Below are 17,665 nucleotides of genomic sequence, written 5' to 3' on the forward strand. Positions count from 1 at the left end.
AAATGAGAAAATTAGAAGAAAATATATTTAAAATCATAATGATAGCGTGCACTTTAATAGTTAGCAGCACTTTATTTATGATAGTTTACACCATATTTTCAAAAGGCTTGGGATCTTTAAATTGGGACATGGTTTCAAAAATTCCCGAAGGAGGTTTTTATATTGGAAAAGGCGGAGGTATTCTAAATGCCATTATTGGATCCCTTTATATCTCAATTGGAGCGACTATATTGGGACTTGTGATTAGTATTCCAATAGTAATTTACATCAATATCTATGCAAAGAAAAATTCGATGTTAACTACCATAACTCGATTGAGTTATGACATATTATTTGGAATTCCATCTATTGTTTATGGAGCTTTTGGATTTACAATTATGGTATATATGGGTTTAAAAACCTCATTATTAGCGGGAATAATAACCGTAACATTACTTATAATTCCAATCTTGGTGCGAACAATGGACGAAGTTGTAAGAGTCGTTCCGGAAGACATGAAGAATTCTGTTTATTCATTAGGAGGCACACGATATGAAACTGCAAAAATTGTTTTGCGACAGTCAATTCCAGGGATTATAACCGCCATATTATTATCCTTTGGTAGAGCAATAGGTGATGCTGCTTGTGTATTATTTACAGCAGGTTTTACAGATAGTATACCAACTTCTTTAGACCAACCTGCAGCCACATTACCATTATCCATTTTTTTTCAATTGAGTAGTCCAATTCAAGAAGTACAAAACCGAGCCTATGCCTCAGCGGTAGTGCTTACAATAATTGTATTAATCGTTAGTATAACAGCAAAAACAGCAAGTAAAAACCTTTCAAAAAATAAAATATGATCCTACAACCTCATATCAGCATACAAAATTTAAATGTGCATATTGGTGACAACCATATCCTTAAAAATATTAATCTTGACTTTCCAGATAAAAAAGTCACAACACTAATCGGCCCTTCCGGCTGTGGGAAAACTACGTTATTAAAAACTATGAACCGATTACTAGACCATCAAACAGATGTTCGTGTAGAAGGAAAAGTATTGGTTGACGGTGAAAATATTTATGACCCAAAAGTGGAAGTCACTCACATCCGAAAAAAAATGGGTTTACTTTCTCAAAGACCTTTTCCTTTACCAATGAACATTTATGATAATGTTGCCTATGGTCATCGAATTCACGGAAAACATAAAAAAAACGAATTAGATGCAATAGTCGAAAAATATCTTCGAGGGGTTAACCTTTGGGACGAAGTAAAAGACCGACTTAAATCACCTGCCACTCGACTTTCTATAGGCCAACAACAAAGATTGTGTTTGGCTAGAGGGCTTGCAATTGAACCTGAAATTATCTTGGGTGATGAACCAACTTCAGCATTAGACCCGATTTCGACTCAAGCGATAGAAGAATTGTTTATGCAATTAAAAGACAAATATACCATTGTATTAGTAACACATATTCTACGCCAAGCCAGAAGAGTTTCTGATTACATCGGTTTTGTTTATATGGGTGAAATAATAGAATTTGGTCCGACTGAAGAAATTTTACTTAACCCTAAAGAAAAACTAACCAAAGAATATGTAAAAGGTTTTTTGAGTTAACCCAAAAACCACATAAATCTAAAAAAGTCTCAAATTTGAAATATTTTCAAAATTGAGACTTTTTAGTTTCATTAGCAAAAGAAAGACAAAAACCTATTCTCCACCCGCATTATTACCCATTCGTTCTTGCATTCTTTCTTGCATTTTTGCTCTATTGGCTTCCTCCATCGCTTTGTATTTTTCAAATTGCGTTGGGTTCAATACCGCTTTTATTCGATTATCCATTTCCGTTTTTTCTTCATTTCTTTTCGCTCTCATGGCTTCGCGATCTTCTTTAGAAGGTTTAGCATTGTCTTTATTAGCCATTCGTTCTGCTCTCATCGCTTCCATTTTACTGGTTTGCTCCGTAATAATTAATTTGATTTGAGCTTGTTGATTGGCATCTAAATTCAAATCGGCTGTCATTTTTTTTAATCGAGCTTCGTTTCTTTCTTCGGGTGACCTCATTTCACGAGAGCCATTATCCGATTTGTTTTTCATTCCAGTGCTTTCCTGTGCAAAAGTGGATACACTTACAACTAACAATGCAGCAATAATTAATTTTTTCATTTTATAAATTATTTAAGTTTGAACAAATAAGACAGTAGTTTTTAATAAAGGTTTAATCTTAGTTTATAAAATAAATCACTAAGCTTAAACGAATTAGAGGAAGACTTAAAATCAATCCTCTTCTCTGTCTCTTCCTCTTGACCCTCTTTCTTTTTTCATAAAATTCCCTAATTTATAAGATACGGAAAACATAGCATAACGCTTTAAAACAGTATTCTCTTCATCTCGAATCGATGTTGCAGAGATAGTCCTTGTAACACTTTGATTTTGATTTAAAATATCATAAACCTTTATTTTTAAATACATTTTTTTATCGAAAAAACCATAAGACAAACTGGTATTCCATAAATAAAAGTCTTTTTTGAAATCATTAGAAATTTTGGAATTGTAAGTATAACCAAAATCGTTACCAAAAATCCAGTTTTTAGGCCAATAGGATGTCGTTTGCAAATTAATTCTGTGAACTACATTTGAAGAAGCAGCTCTTGATGAATTTTCATATTTTGTTTCATTATAGGATAAACTATAAGCAGGTACAATGGTAAGTAACTCACCATAATCATAGGACAAATAAGCTCTAGGAGTAATTCCTATCGCTCTTGCATTAAATAAAACAGCATTTGTATATCCCTTGTCAAAAGAATAATTTCCGCTTAATCCCAATCCATATCTAAAAACATGAGCTTCTCTTTTGATGGTCTGATTCCAATTTGCTCCGATTGAAGCAGAATAGGTTCCTGAAATATTGACATAGGTAGTATTTCTAGCTCCATCGGCATCATAAACAGAGGTGGCAACAACTTCATTGTTACTATAATCTCCATTTATATACAAGGAATACCCAGATCGAGTTCGAAAATCATAATTTCTAAAATTAATGTTTGCGGTGTTTTTCTCACTAGGATTCAAATTTGGATTTCCTATGATAGTATTTAATGGATTAGACAAATTCAATACAGGCATTAATTGGGTTGGTGTTGGAAGACTATTAGAATAATCATACTTAAAAGTAATAAATTTAGATCTTTCAAATTTATATCTTAGCTGAAACCTAGCATAAGGCAACACATATTTTTTATTCAAATCCGTATTAGTATTCAAGTAAAAGGAATGATTGTCATAATCAATAATTGTTGTACTTGAATTTAAATTCACTGTGAATTTATTTTTTTCGAAAGAAATCCCCACTTTTGGACTTATCGAATTTTTACGTGAAGTAGTATAATTACTCAAAGATCCGTTTAAGTCTGAATACATTTGAGTACTTGTATCAAAATTATACGTCTTGTGGTCATTCTTTTCACTATTCCAATCAAAATCAGAACCAAATCGAATACGCAACGAATCCGTTATTGGTTCTGTGTATTCAATATCGGCTGAATAGGAATTATAAGAGTTGTCATTACTACTGTTTTGATTTCTTTCGTCATTGGGCTTCGTATTTTGGTAAAAAATAGTTTTTGAAAGATTGAATCCATTAGAATCCGTTTTTGAGTTGTTATTATTAAAAACCAAACTAACATTACGTGCTTTTCTTTCAAACGCCTTATTGAAGTTAATGGAATTTGAAAAATTAGTGTTTGAATTTTCATTGTTTGAATTAGAAGCACTTTCGTTTAATGATTGCCCATTTTCATCTTTTGAAAAACTGGAGGAATCCGAACTATTATTAGAACGAGATTGATTGAGTTTTGGCGAAACTACAAGTCTTGTTTTTGGATTTATATTATATTCCAATTCAAAATTAGCTTTATTTCCAGTATTATCATTTTTGGTTTTAGAACCTGATTCAGTCAAAATATTTCCTGTAGGCAAGAAACTCGTCTGACTTGATTTACTTTCGTTTTTGGTACTGGAATCATTAAAATTATAACTGCTTGAAGCTAATAATTTTTTAGTCCAATCGTCTGAATAGTTGACTCCAATTAAATTGGATTGGGTAATTCCTTTTCCGCTACCTGTATTTCTCCCTCCTCTACTATTCCTTCCACCGCTCATATTATCAAAAACCTCATCCATTGAAAATCCAGTAGCATTAATATTATTGGAGGAGGCCAAAACACTTATTTTTTGCTTTCCTTTAAAGAAATTTACTATCGCACTACTTTCATAATGATCATCGGTACCATAACCCGCAAGAAATTTACCAAAATAGCCTTTGTTTTTCTTTTCGTCAATGGTTAAATTAATACTAGAATAATCAGAAGTAGAATCTTGTTTCGATAATTCTTCTTTTTTAGTTTTAAAGTCAGAAACCTGGACTTTATTAATAATATCAGCTGGCAAATTTTTTAGAGCCATTGCTCCATCTTTATCAAAAAAAGCTTTTCCGTTTACCAAAAACTGCGTTACTTCTTTTCCGTTAACAGTGATTTTACCATCGTTATCCACTTCGAAACCAGGCAATTGCTTCAACATAATCTCAACATTAGCATCGGGTCGAACCTTAAAAGATTGCGCATTAAATTCTAAAGTGTCTTTTTTAATACGAATGGGGGGCGCTGTGGTAATTATTACATCTTCTAAAGTATTTACATTTTGAAGTAAGTATATTTTACCAAAATCCTTAGATTCAAAAAGTCCTTTTTGCTCCTCTATAAAGGTCTGGTATCCCATATAATTCACCTTTAAATAAAACGGTTTTTCATATTTTTTGGTGTTAAATATAAATTCACCATTTTTATCCGTATTAGAAAGTTCTAAAACTGTAGAATCTTTGACATTCATAAAATATACTGTAGCTAATTCTAACGGTAATTGGGTATTAATATCTAAAACTGTTCCCTTGATTCCAATGGTGTTCTGAGCATTTATAGAATTAAAAATAATAAAAGAAAAAAGGAACAAAAAAGAATGAAATTTTATCATAAGGTGCTTTATTAAACGATTAAGACTAGATAAAATACCAAAGGTTTAATTGTAGTACTAACACTTATTTAAATTGGGTTCAAATTGAGGGGTAAGAATTCAAACAATAATGTCGTAAAAATTATCTAAAAAAGCATTCCATAAAAAAATACCCCAAAAAGAAGTTAACTTTATGGGGTATTTATTTCTAATTAGGAGTGTGAATTTTATTTTTCTCTAATATAGATATCAATTGGCACACCTGATAAATCCCAATTCTCACGGATTTTATTTTCAAGGTAACGTTTGTAAGGTTCTTTTACATATTGTGGCATATTGGCAAAAAACACAAATTGAGGAGTTTTTGTTGGCAATTGCATGCAATATTTAATTTTTACATATTTCCCTTTTGTTGCCGGTGGCGGATAGGCTTCAATCACTTTCAACATGTATTCGTTGAATTTTGAAGTCGCAATACGCTGTTGTCTGTTTTCATAAACCTGAACTGTTGCTTCTAAAGCTTTCAACAAACGCTGTTTCGTTAATGCAGAAACAAAAAGAATAGGCACATCAGTAAATGGCATCAATTCTTCTCTAATTTTAGCTTCATAATCACGGGTTGACATCGTTTCTTTTTCGACCAAATCCCATTTGTTTACCAAAATCACAACTCCTTTACGGTTTTTTTCGGCCAACCAAAAAATACTTTGATCTTGACCTTCAAATCCACGAGTGGCATCAATGATCAAAATACATATATCGGCATGTTCTATCGCACGAACCGAACGCATAACCGAATAAAATTCTAAATCTTCTTTTACTTTCGCTTTACGACGAATTCCTGCTGTATCTACCAAGTTGAATTCAAAACCAAAACGGTCAAATTTAGTATCAATAGCATCACGAGTGGTACCAGCGATGTCTGTTACCATAAAGCGTTCTTTACCTATAAGTGCGTTTATGAAACTTGACTTTCCAGCATTAGGACGACCTACAACTGCAAAACGAGGCAAAGCAATTTCTTCTTGAGTTGGTTCTGGTTTTACAGGAAAAGCTTCAATCACAGCGTCTAATAAATCTCCCGTTCCACTTCCAGAAATACTGGCAAATGTATAATAATCACCTAAACCTAGGTTATAAAACTCGATAGCATCTTTTTCACGCATCGCATTATCCACCTTATTTACAGCTAAAAGTACTGGTTTTTTTACTTTACGCAAAAGTCTCGCAACGATATCATCCATTGGAGTAATGCCTTCTTCAACATCAACCACAAAAATAATTACATCCGCCTCATCAATGGCTAATTCCACTTGTTTACGGATTTCACCTTCAAAAACATCGTCAGATCCACGAACATATCCACCTGTATCTATTACAGAAAATTCCTTTCCGTTCCATTCGCTTTTTCCGTAGTTTCTATCACGGGTAACTCCCGATACTGAATCTACAATCGCTTCTCTTCTTTGTATCAATCGATTAAAAAGGGTCGATTTTCCTACGTTTGGTCTTCCTACTATGGCTACAATGTTGTTCATTTTTATTATTTTAGAGTGCAGATTTTAGATAGTAGATTCTGGAGATACCAAAACTATAATTCCTTAAAATGCAGGCAATATGATATTTTAATTTTTTGCAAAGGTAGTGTTAAATCCCGTACTATCAATTTTTTTACTATTTTGCAATATTAATAATACTTTCGAATTAAAAATTTCTATTATGGATGATAAAAATGACATCAGACTTCGCTTGCGTTTTTATAAAGATGTAGAAGAAAACATAGATACTGTTCGTGAAAAATTCGAGAATTACACTATAAATGGCACTTCTGATTGCCTTTTAAAGATAAAACACAATCATATTTGGATGGATATGCCAGAATCAAAAAAAGAATTTTGGTCTCCTCATTTGCATCTGGAATTGGATTCAAAAGAAAATAATGAAACACATATCAGTGGATTATTTGGTCCCGAACCCAACTTATGGACGTTTTTTATATTTCTGCACTTTATGATAGCCGGAATATTTATTATTTTTAGCGCTTTCGCCTACTCCAATTATGTGTTGGCGCTACCTAATTCCACTGATTTAATCGTGATGTTGCTCATGGTGATTGTTTGGTTATTACTCTATTTCATTGCCAGACAAATCCGATTTAAAGGCTATGGTCAAATGAATGAATTGGAATCAAAATTTATAGAGATTTTAGAATCGTAGTTATTTTAGGAGCTTTATACTGCTATTCGCTATATTCCCGATTAACAAAAACTACGACAAAAAAGCCCTGTTTTTCTAAAACGGGAGATGCCGCTACTATCAGGGCTCATTTGAACTCTAAAACACGTTTTACAACCCCTATTCATACGTGAAGGATAGCGGTCAATGTCATTTAGTTAAGGACTTTTTTGTCATTACTGACCACTAAACACTGAATACTGACCACTAATTATTACTGATTATACCCAAAACGTTTCAACATATTGGCGTTACTTCTCCAGTTTTTGTTGACTTTCACATACAATTCAATATGAATTTGTTTACCGAAAAATTTCTCTAAATCGGCACGAGCTTCCATTCCTACTTGTTTCAAAGCAGCTCCTTTATGACCAATAATAATTCCTTTTTGGGTTTCACGTTCTACCATAATAAGGGAACGAATTCGGATAATGGTATCCGTTTCATTAAATTCTTCAGTTACAATTTCGACAGCATAAGGAATTTCTTTGCTGTAATTCAACAAGATTTTTTCACGAATAGTTTCGTTTACAAAGAAACGTTCCGGTTTGTCCGTCAATTGATCTTTTGGATAATACGCTGGAGATTCTGGTAACAATGAAATTATTCTTTGAAAAACTTCAGGAACATTGAAATTCTGCAAAGCGGATATTGGATAAATTTCAGCATTCGGCACTTTCTCTGTCCAAAAGGCCACTTGGGTTTCTAATTGCTCTTGATTAGAATTATCGATTTTGTTTAGCAATAACAAAACCGGAATTTTTGAATGGATAATTTTATTGAAAAACGCTTCGTCTTTAAGTTCTTGTTCGCCAATTTCAACCATATAAATCAAAATATCAGCATCTTCAAAAGCGGATTTCACGAAATTCATCATTGATTCCTGCATTTCATAGGCAGGTTTGATGATTCCAGGAGTATCAGATAAGATCAATTGAAAATCTTCACCGTTTACAATTCCAAGAATTCTGTGACGGGTAGTTTGCGCTTTTGAAGTAATGATGGACAATCTTTCGCCAACAAAAGCATTCATCAAAGTCGACTTCCCTACGTTTGGATTTCCGATTATATTTACAAAACCTGCTTTATGTGTCATATTGTATGTTCGTTTCACTTATTTAAAGCCAAAGGATTTTAATAAGTATTGCTATTTATTTATTTTTGCAAAGGTAGGTAAATTAACGATTCTATTGAACTTTTCAGTAAATCCATACAGGAGATAAAAAATAGAATTTAAAAAAATTGTCTTTATTATCATCTTGAATCTAAAAATACGTATATTTGCATAAGTATTTTTACTTAGTTTTGTATAAAATATCCGAATATGAAAAATTTCATTCAACCAAGATTAACAATTGTAGGCGCTGGACCTGGTGATATTGAATTAATTACCATTAAAGCGATTAAAGCATTAGAAAATGCCGATGTCGTTTTGTATGATGCCCTGGTAAACGAGGAATTATTGCAGTATGCAACGAAAGCGGAATGTGTTTTTGTTGGAAAACGAATCGGTTGTCATGCTTACAGTCAAGACCAGATTAACGACCTTATCGTTTCAAAAGCGAAAAAAATGGGTCATGTGGTGCGACTAAAAGGAGGTGATCCTTTTGTATTTGGAAGAGGGAGCGAAGAAATTGAATTTGCACAACAATTTGGAATAGAAACTGCGATTGTCCCAGGAATATCCTCCGCATTAGGGGTTCCTGCTTCGAATGGAATTAGCCTTACGCAACGTGGAATATCTGAGAGTTTTTGGGTAATTACGGGCACAACATCCAACCATAAAATATCAAAAGATGTTCATCTTGCGTCACAATCATCGGCAACCGTAGTGATTTTGATGGGAATGAATAAACTAGCTGAAATTGTTTCAATTTATCAAAATAATAGAACAGACGATTTAGCAATTGCCATTATTCAAAATGGAACACAAAGCACCGAAAAAAAGGTAGTTGGAACCATAAGTAGCATTTCTAAATTAGTTGAAGAACATCAAATTTCGTCACCTGCCATTATTGTTATTGGCGAAGTAGTAAAACATTCTTCTCAACTGACTACTTTTAGTCAGGAAGATTTTTCGAATGATGAGTTTGTTCTTCAGAATTTGGATATAATGGTATAATTAAAAAAACTGCCAATTCGTAAATTAAACACATTGGTACTGTATTACTAATTTCCGAATTTGCAGTTAATACTTATGATTTAAATTGAAGTCTTTTATTAATTTAATCCTTTCTCCATTTTTTAGTTTCCTCAAAAACGTGTTCCAAAATAGCAGCTTCTTTTTCGTCAAAATCAATGTTTCTGCGACTCATTACTAATCGTGCCGTTTCAAAAGCTTTCTTTGTAATATAAGTTGAAAAACCTGAAGCACCACCCCAAGAGAAACTCGGAACAAAATTACGAGGAAATCCAGTTCCAAAAATATTAGCACTCACACCTACAACAGTTCCTGTATTAAACATGGTATTAATTCCGCATTTACTGTGATCTCCCATCATTAAACCACAAAATTGAAGTCCTGTTTTTGCAAAACCTTCTGTTTCATAACTCCATAACTTCACCTCTTCATAATTATTTTTAAGGTTCGAATTGTTACTATCAGCTCCAATATTACACCATTCGCCAAGAACAGAATTCCCTAAGAAACCATCGTGACCTTTATTTGAACAAGCGGATATTACCGAGTTATTTACTTCACCACCAATTTTTGAATACGGGCCAACAGTCGTTGCGCCATATATTTTTGCAGCCATTTTTACTACTGCTCCTTCGCATAAAGCAAATGGCCCACGAATAACAGAGCCTTCCATAATCTCAGTATTTTTGCCAATGTAAATTGGACCTGTAGCAGCATTCAAGGTGACAAATTCCAACTTTGCGCCTTCTTCGATAAAGATGTTTTCTTTTGCAATGGTATTGACACTTTTAGGAATCGGTTGTGATTTTCTATCTTGAGTCAATAGTTCAAAATCTTCACGAATAGCGGCATCATTTTTAGAAAAAATATCCCAAGTATTTTCAACTCGGATACATTCTCCTTCAAATTCAATGATATCATAGGTGTCAAAATTTACTTCTTCTTGATTTTCATTGGTATAAAATGCAATTACATCATCCCCTTTAAAAATAGCCTGATTCACGTTCAAATCACTTACCATTTCTGCTAAAATTTCATTTGGAAGAAAGGAAGCATTGATCATCACATTGTCCTCCATTTCAACCATTGGAAACTTATCTGATAAATAATCCTCGGTCAGCGTTGTTGTTGTAGAACCCAATCGCATTTCCCATTTTTGACGAATCGTCATTATTCCAATAAGAATATCAGCAACTGGTTTTGTAAAAGTAAAAGGCAATAGAGCGTTTCTTGATGGTCCGTCGAAAAGTATATAATTCATTTGAGATTTCAGATTTTAGTTTTAGATTTCAGATTTCAGCTGTTATTCGACTGAAAAATGAAATTAAAATCACTATTTAATTTTGTCAAAGTTACAAAGTTAATTCCATAAAAAAACTCCCCAAAAATGGAGAGTTTCATATAATTGATAAACTGATAAATATTATTTACCGTGTTTAGCGTATTTAGTTTTGAATTTATCGATACGTCCCGCAGTATCAATAAGTTTAGATTTCCCTGTGTAAAAAGGGTGAGAAGTTCTTGAAATCTCCATTTTTACAACTGGATATTCAACACCATCAACTGTAAGTGTTTCTCTTGTATCTGCAGTAGATTTAGTAATAAAAACGTCTTCGTTAGACATGTCTTTAAATGCAACTAATCTGTAATTTTCTGGGTGAATTCCTTTTTTCATCTTTATTTTTATTTATTTTTTGAGCGTTTTAATTTTGAAGCTTTCTCACTTTACGAAAAAGGTGTAAATGCAACTACTCTTTTTGTTTAAAACTATTTATTATTTTGAGTGTGCAAATTTACACTAATTTTTTAATAAACAATTCTTTGTATCGCTTTTTTTATATAATTGTAAAAAACGATTTTTATGGGTGAATAAATTGGGAATTACTATATTTGTCAATTAATAAATGAACACTTTCAATAATGAATGAAATTATAAAGAAAAACGGGATTTCTTTTGGGATAATTACAGGTGTTGTTGCCGCATTAATCACAGCAACAATATACGCTATTGATTTAAATCTCTTTACGGCTTGGTGGGTAACAGTTATTAGTATCACCATTTCTATCACAATCGCAATAGTGCTATTATCTAAAACCAAGAATGAATTAAATGGTGTTTTTACTTTTAAAGATGCTTTTACAACTTATTTTATTTCTGCAGTTATAGGAATTATGATTTCCGTATCCTTTAGTATTATCTTATTCAACGTAATTGACCCGTCAGCTAAAGATGCAGTTAAAGAAATCTCCATAAAATATGCCGTTGGAATGATGGAAAAATTCAACACACCAACAGCTGCAATTAACGAAGCTGTGAAAAAATTACAAGAAAATGACCAGTTTTCAATTATTGAGCAATTAAAAGGATCTGTATTTAGTATTGTATTTAGTGCTCTTTTCGGATTATTATTAGCTTTAGTTTTTAAAAGCAAACCTTCTCAAGAATAAAATTATAAATGAATTTATCCCTACTTATTCCACTTCTTAACGAAGACGAATCATTAAGAGAGCTTTACACTTGGATTGTTTCAGTGATGAAGTCAAAAAACTATTCCTATGAAATCATCTTTTTAGATGATGGAAGCACGGATAAATCTTGGGCTATAATTGAAGAGCTAGCTGCCGAAAATCCAAATGTAAAGGGCATCCGTTTTATGAGGAATTATGGAAAATCACAAGCCTTACACGCTGGTTTTGCAAAAGCACAAGGAGACGTGGTGATTACAATGGATGCAGACTTGCAAGATAGTCCTGAGGAAATTCCTGGATTATACGAGATGATTGTAACTCAAAATTATGATTTGGTTTCAGGATGGAAAAAGAAACGCTATGATTCTATTATGGCAAAAAACCTGCCTTCAAAATTATTCAATTGGGCTGCTAGAAAAACTTCTGGTGTTCAATTAAATGATTTTAATTGTGGTTTAAAAGCATATAAAAACGTAGTGATCAAAAATATTGAAGTTTCAGGTGAAATGCACCGATACATTCCTGTTCTTGCAAAAAACGCAGGTTTTGGCAAAATAGGAGAACAAATAGTCCAACATCAAGCCAGAAAGTACGGAGAAACAAAATTTGGAATGGAACGTTTCATTAATGGGTTTCTCGATTTAATAACGATTTGGTTTATTTCTAAATTTGGAAAAAGACCCATGCATCTCTTTGGGGCTTTAGGTTCTTTGATGTTTATCATAGGTTTTGTTTCAGCTGGATATATAGGGTTTTCAAAATTGTACCACATGTATAATGGCATGCGATATAGCTTAGTAACAGATAATCCTTGGTTTTACATTGCACTAACCACAATGATATTAGGCACTCAATTGTTTTTGGCAGGTTTTCTAGGTGAAATCATTCTAAGAACAAAAAACAATGAGAAACGCTATAAAGTTTCAATGGAATTAAATTAAAGAAACTTGAGGATACAATTTGTGATTTCAATTATTAATAACAATGGAGATAGATGTTATTCAAAATAAAATATTTGAAATAAGAGGAATCAAAGTAATGTTTGATTTTGACTTGGCTTCTTTATATAATATCGAAACACGTGTTTTAAAACAAGCTGTAAAAAGAAACAGCAACCGGTTCCCCGAAGATTTCATGTTTAGACTTACTGAGCCTGAGATAAATCAAATGGTACCACAATCTGTGATACCATCAAAAAGCAATCGAGGTGGCGCTTTACCTTTCGCATTTACAGAACAAGGGATCGCAATCTTATCTAGCGTATTAAATAGTGAAAAAGCAATTGAACTAACTATTTCAATTATTAGAGCATTTGTAACTTTTAGACAATTTTCATTGACTTACAGTGAATTAAAAGAAAGATTTACAGCTATAGAAAGCCAATTCCCGGATATTTACAAAGCCATAAATTACCTAGTTGACAAAGAGGATGTTTCATAAACTAACAAGGAAAGAACCCAAATAGGATATAAAAAATAATAAAAAATAACTTTCAAAACGAACCAAGATGGAAATTAAACAAAACATTTTAGACGCAGTAAACGAATGGCTTACTCCTACTTTTGACGCAGCAACACAAAAAGCAATTGAAGAAATGATGACTTCTTCACCAAAAGATCTTGAAGAAAGTTTTTATAAAAACTTAGAATTCGGAACTGGCGGAATGCGAGGTATCATGGGAGCTGGAAATAATCGAATTAATAAATACACGCTTGGAAAAAGCACACAAGGACTTTCGGATTATTTGCACATTGCATTCCCTAAGCAACCTTTAAAAGCAGTAATTGCCTTTGACTGTCGCCATAACAGTAAATCATTAGCAAAAGTGGTTGCCGATGTTTTCTCGGCAAATGGAATAGAAGTGTATTTGTTTTCTGATTTGAGACCCACACCAGAATTGTCTTTTGCACTTAAATATTTAGGTTGCCAATGTGGAATAGTTTTAACAGCTTCTCACAATCCACCGGAATACAATGGTTACAAAGTATACTGGGAAGATGGCGGACAAATCGTTCCTCCGCAAGACGGAGCCATTATTGACACTATTGAAAACCTAAATTACAACCAAATCAAGTTTGACGCAAACGAAGATTTGATACATTACATCGACACTGATGTTGATCAAGCTTTCATAAAATCAACAATCGAAAATGCAAGTTTTGGAACTTCGCAAGAAGCCAAAGACAATCTTAATATAGTATTCACTTCATTACACGGAACTTCAATTACATTAGTTCCCGATACTTTTGCTCAAGCTGGATATAAAAACGTGAACATTGTTGAAGAACAAAGAGTTCCAAATGGCGATTTCCCAACGGTAAAATCTCCAAATCCAGAAGAACCAGAAGCATTAGCTATGGCAATGGCATTGGCAGACAAAACCAATTCTGATATCGTTATTGGAACCGACCCTGATTGCGATCGTTTAGGTGTAGCTGTTCGCAATAATGAAGGAAAAATGACTTTGTTAAACGGAAATCAAACTATGATTTTAATGACTGCATTTTTATTAAAAGAATGGAAAAAAGCGGGAAAAATCAATGGCAATCAATTTGTAGGATCTACAATTGTTTCTACTCCTATGATTGCTGAATTGGCATCTGCTTATGGAGTTGGTTTCAAAGTAGGTTTAACTGGTTTCAAATGGATTGCCAAAATGATTAAAGATTTCCCAGAACAAGAATTCATTGGCGGAGGTGAAGAAAGTTTTGGATACATGGTTGGAGACGCTGTTCGTGATAAGGATGCTGTGGCAGCTACTTTATTGATTTGCGAAATGGCGGCTCAAGCAAAAGCACAAGGCAGCACTGTGTACAAAGAATTATTACAATTATATGTAGAGCATGGTTTTTATAAAGAACACTTGATTTCTATTACTAAAAAAGGAATGGAAGGATTAGCTGAAATCAATCAAATGATGGTTACCATGCGTAACAATCCTGTGAAAGAAATTAATGGCCAACGTGTAATTATGTTAGAAGATTACAAATCATCTGTAGCTAAAAATTTACTTACTGGCGAGGAAGAAACGATGGACATGCCAAAAGCAGATGTATTGATTTATTATACTGAAGATGGTTCTAAAATTTGTGCAAGACCAAGCGGAACTGAGCCAAAAATTAAATTCTACATTAGTGTTAATGCTGAATTGGATAGTGTTGAAAATTTCACTAAAGTAGAAAATCAATTAAATGAAAAAATTAAAAATATTATTGCTTCAATGCAATTGAACTAATGGATAAAAACTTAATAAAATTACTTCCCTATACTAAACCGTATAAATCACATATTATTTGGAATGTGATTTATAATATTTTATATGCCTTATTTAGCACTATTTCAATGTTAACTATTTTCCCAGTTCTTGAAGTTCTTTTTGGCAAAACCAAAACAATACTAAAAGAACCGATATATACGGGAATAGGAAATTTAAAGGAATTTGGTTCCGATTTTTTTTATTATAAAATTTCAGAATTAACAAAAGAAAATAACATTCAAGTAGTTCTTATGTTTGTTGTTTTAATGGTAATCATTACTTTTTTATTCAAAAACTTGTTTAACTATCTCGCTTCACACCATATCATGCATTTAAAAAATGGTGTTTTAAGAGATTTGAGAAAATCAATGTATGATAAAATTGTAGAGTTACCTATCTCCTATTATTCCGAAAAAAGAAAAGGAGATATTATGGCGCGAATGCTTGGTGATGTCAATGAAGTACAAAACTCCTTTTTCTCTATATTAGAATTAGTTGTAAAAGAACCATTGACAATTATTTTCGCATTAGTAACCATGTTTATAATAAGCACAAAACTCACTTTATTTGTTTTGATTTTTATGCCAATATCGGGATATATCATTTCAAAAGTAGCCAAAAACCTAAGAGCGAAATCGCTACAGGCTCAAAATGAAAGTGGCTTCCTGATATCTATCGTAGACGAAACTTTAGGAGGTTTGAAAGTCATTAAAAGCTATAATGCTGAAACAAATTTCAAAGGCAGGTTTAACAATTCAGTAACCCGATTATTGAATTTAACCAATAGCATAGGGAGTAAAAATAATTTGGCAACTCCTCTAAGTGAATTTTTAGGTGTCACCACAATTGCAATCTTACTTTTTTATGGAGGAAACTTAGTTTTAGTAGATAAAACGCTAGAGGGTGCAGCCTTTATTGTGTATCTGACTTTAGCTTTCAATATTCTTACTCCAGCAAAAGCGATTTCTAAAGCTTCCTATTCCGTAAAAAACGGACTTGCCGCTGCAGAACGTGTTTTTGAAGTTCTAGAAGTTGAAAATGAAATTACTTCAAAAGAAAATGCTATTAAAAAAAATACTTTTGAAGATACTATTTCCATAAAAAACATCAATTTTAAATACGAGAAAGAAGCTGTTTTAAAAGATTTTTCTCTTGAAGTTAAAAAAGGCCAAACTGTGGCACTTGTAGGTCAGTCCGGAAGTGGAAAAAGTACCATTGCCAACTTATTAACTCGTTTTTATGATGTAAACGAAGGCACTATCACTATTGATTCTGTCAATATTAAAGATATGAACTTACAATCGCTTCGAGGATTGATGGGATTAGTAACACAAGACAGCATCTTATTTAACGACTCGATAAAAGCCAATATTTCATTAGGAAAAGACGACGCAACCGATGATGAAATTATTGAAGCTTTAAAAATAGCCAATGCTTATGAATTTGTAAAAGATTTACCTTTAGGAATTCACACTAATATTGGCGATAGTGGAAACAAGCTTTCAGGTGGTCAAAAACAAAGATTATCAATTGCAAGAGCAGTTTTGAAAAATCCACCAATAATGATTTTGGACGAAGCCACATCAGCATTGGACACTGAAAGCGAAAAATTTGTGCAAGTGGCCTTGGAAAACATGATGCAAAACAGAACTTCGATTGTAATTGCACACCGTCTTTCGACCATTCAAAAAGCGGACCTGATTGTGGTAATGCAAAAAGGTAAAATTGTAGAACAAGGAACTCACGACGAATTAATTACTTTAAATGGCACTTATAATAAATTAGTGACTTTACAATCTTTTGAATAAAAATAAAAACCCCCAAACCCCTTGGGGGAATTTAGGGATAAAAACAATTTTTTGATAAATGTACCTCAAAAACCCAAGCATAAAGCTTCCTCAAGATCCAGATACCATTGTTTGGAAATACTTAGACTTGTCAAAGTTTCTCGAATTGTTACTGTCTAAAAAACTATTTATGTCACGTTCGGACAAATTTGAGGACCAATACGAGGGTACTTTTAGTGAACCAACTTTTGAAGAAATCAAAAAATTATCCATAAACAATCCTAAATTTCTCTCATACTATAAATCCCATCGTGAAAAAGTGGTTATAAGTAGTTGGCACATCAATGAATATGAATCGTTCGCCATGTGGCAAATCTTTACTGGAAATAGCGAAGGTTTAGCCATTCAATCCACAATTGGCAGACTAGAAAATGCCTTAATTCCCGACAAAAAATTCAAACAATATATTGGAGAAGTCAATTACATCGACTACAAAAAAGAATACATTCCGTTTGACGATATGTTTTTTCCTTTTTTATTCAAGCGAAAAAGTTTCCAATATGAACGTGAAGTGCGTATCATTTCAGATATTTCCGATAGCAATATCAAAATTAATGATGGGATGAAAATTGACGTGGATATCGACCAATTAATCGAAAAGATCTACATTCACCCAAAATCAGAAAACTGGTACAAAAACCTCGTTATCGAACTAGTTTCAAAATTAGGATTTGATTTTACGATTGAAAAATCGGATTTGGAAAGTGATATTTTGATTTAGA

Annotated in this window: 16 protein-coding genes; 10 read left to right on the forward strand and 6 right to left on the reverse strand. The window is 32.7% G+C overall.

Annotation, left to right across the window (positions count from 1 at the left end; translation table 11 throughout):
• The first annotated feature begins 2 nt into the window (after window positions 1–2).
• Together pstA and pstB are read left to right on the forward strand one after the other, a co-directional pair.
• Entirely contained in the window at window positions 3–842 is an 840-nt protein-coding gene (pstA, locus tag E0F76_RS16625; RefSeq protein WP_132008774.1) for a phosphate ABC transporter permease PstA, read from the forward strand.
• Window positions 839–1,600: a phosphate ABC transporter ATP-binding protein PstB gene (pstB, locus tag E0F76_RS16630; protein ID WP_132008777.1), complete on the forward strand. Its 762-nt coding sequence runs from the start codon at window positions 839–841 to the stop codon at window positions 1,598–1,600. Before pstA ends, pstB begins: the two co-directional genes overlap by 4 nt.
• 93 nt (window positions 1,601–1,693) lie before the next feature.
• Here pstB and E0F76_RS16635 read toward each other — a convergent pair whose 3' ends face one another.
• The 3 genes from E0F76_RS16635 to der form a co-directional block, all read right to left on the reverse strand.
• Window positions 1,694–2,149 (reverse strand): hypothetical protein, encoded by a 456-nt coding sequence (locus E0F76_RS16635; RefSeq protein WP_132008780.1) that lies wholly within the window; start codon window positions 2,147–2,149, stop codon window positions 1,694–1,696.
• A 111-nt stretch (window positions 2,150–2,260) separates the two neighbouring features.
• Window positions 2,261–5,017 carry an outer membrane beta-barrel protein gene (locus tag E0F76_RS16640; protein WP_132008783.1) on the reverse strand — a complete coding sequence of 919 codons (2,757 nt, stop codon included), beginning with the start codon at window positions 5,015–5,017 and terminating at the stop codon, window positions 2,261–2,263.
• 206 nt (window positions 5,018–5,223) lie between these two features.
• Entirely contained in the window at window positions 5,224–6,534 is a 1,311-nt protein-coding gene (gene der, locus E0F76_RS16645; protein ID WP_132008786.1) for a ribosome biogenesis GTPase Der, read from the reverse strand.
• 181 nt (window positions 6,535–6,715) lie between these two features.
• On the opposite strand from der, the gene E0F76_RS16650 reads away from it, so the two are divergent.
• Window positions 6,716–7,213 carry a hypothetical protein gene (locus E0F76_RS16650; RefSeq protein WP_132008789.1) on the forward strand — a complete coding sequence of 166 codons (498 nt, stop codon included), beginning with the start codon at window positions 6,716–6,718 and terminating at the stop codon, window positions 7,211–7,213.
• A gap of 232 nt (window positions 7,214–7,445) precedes the next feature.
• Here the strand turns inward: E0F76_RS16650 and era are convergent, their stop codons facing one another.
• Window positions 7,446–8,327, reverse strand: a complete 882-nt coding sequence (gene era, locus E0F76_RS16655) for a GTPase Era (protein ID WP_132008885.1) — start codon at window positions 8,325–8,327, stop codon at window positions 7,446–7,448.
• A gap of 228 nt (window positions 8,328–8,555) precedes the next feature.
• On the opposite strand from era, the gene cobA reads away from it, so the two are divergent.
• Window positions 8,556–9,353 carry a uroporphyrinogen-III C-methyltransferase gene (gene cobA / locus E0F76_RS16660; protein ID WP_132008792.1) on the forward strand — a complete coding sequence of 266 codons (798 nt, stop codon included), beginning with the start codon at window positions 8,556–8,558 and terminating at the stop codon, window positions 9,351–9,353.
• 103 nt (window positions 9,354–9,456) lie between these two features.
• Here cobA and E0F76_RS16665 read toward each other — a convergent pair whose 3' ends face one another.
• Together E0F76_RS16665 and E0F76_RS16670 are read right to left on the reverse strand one after the other, a co-directional pair.
• Complete coding sequence (locus E0F76_RS16665) at window positions 9,457–10,632, reverse strand: GlmU family protein (RefSeq protein WP_132008795.1); 1,176 nt, start codon at window positions 10,630–10,632, stop codon at window positions 9,457–9,459.
• Between the two features lie 162 nt (window positions 10,633–10,794).
• Entirely contained in the window at window positions 10,795–11,046 is a 252-nt protein-coding gene (locus E0F76_RS16670) for a type B 50S ribosomal protein L31 (RefSeq protein WP_132008798.1), read from the reverse strand.
• A gap of 245 nt (window positions 11,047–11,291) precedes the next feature.
• On the opposite strand from E0F76_RS16670, the gene E0F76_RS16675 reads away from it, so the two are divergent.
• From E0F76_RS16675 to E0F76_RS16700, 6 genes are all read left to right on the forward strand, one after another.
• Window positions 11,292–11,819 carry a DUF4199 domain-containing protein gene (locus E0F76_RS16675; protein ID WP_132008801.1) on the forward strand — a complete coding sequence of 176 codons (528 nt, stop codon included), beginning with the start codon at window positions 11,292–11,294 and terminating at the stop codon, window positions 11,817–11,819.
• A gap of 8 nt (window positions 11,820–11,827) precedes the next feature.
• Window positions 11,828–12,781, forward strand: a complete 954-nt coding sequence (locus E0F76_RS16680) for a glycosyltransferase family 2 protein (protein WP_132008804.1) — start codon at window positions 11,828–11,830, stop codon at window positions 12,779–12,781.
• Between the two features lie 43 nt (window positions 12,782–12,824).
• Entirely contained in the window at window positions 12,825–13,280 is a 456-nt protein-coding gene (locus tag E0F76_RS16685) for an ORF6N domain-containing protein (protein ID WP_132008807.1), read from the forward strand.
• Window positions 13,281–13,347: 67 nt separating this feature from the next.
• Window positions 13,348–15,075 carry a phospho-sugar mutase gene (locus E0F76_RS16690; RefSeq protein ID WP_132008810.1) on the forward strand — a complete coding sequence of 576 codons (1,728 nt, stop codon included), beginning with the start codon at window positions 13,348–13,350 and terminating at the stop codon, window positions 15,073–15,075.
• Window positions 15,075–16,904, forward strand: a complete 1,830-nt coding sequence (locus tag E0F76_RS16695; protein WP_132008813.1) for an ABC transporter ATP-binding protein — start codon at window positions 15,075–15,077, stop codon at window positions 16,902–16,904. Before E0F76_RS16690 ends, E0F76_RS16695 begins: the two co-directional genes overlap by 1 nt.
• 58 nt (window positions 16,905–16,962) lie before the next feature.
• On the forward strand, window positions 16,963–17,664 hold the full coding sequence (locus tag E0F76_RS16700) for a hypothetical protein (RefSeq protein WP_132008816.1): 702 nt from the start codon (window positions 16,963–16,965) through the stop codon (window positions 17,662–17,664).
• Window position 17,665 lies beyond the last annotated feature (1 nt).

This window comes from Flavobacterium cellulosilyticum (assembly GCF_004349355.1).
Taxonomy (GTDB): Bacteria; Bacteroidota; Bacteroidia; order Flavobacteriales; family Flavobacteriaceae; genus Flavobacterium; species Flavobacterium cellulosilyticum.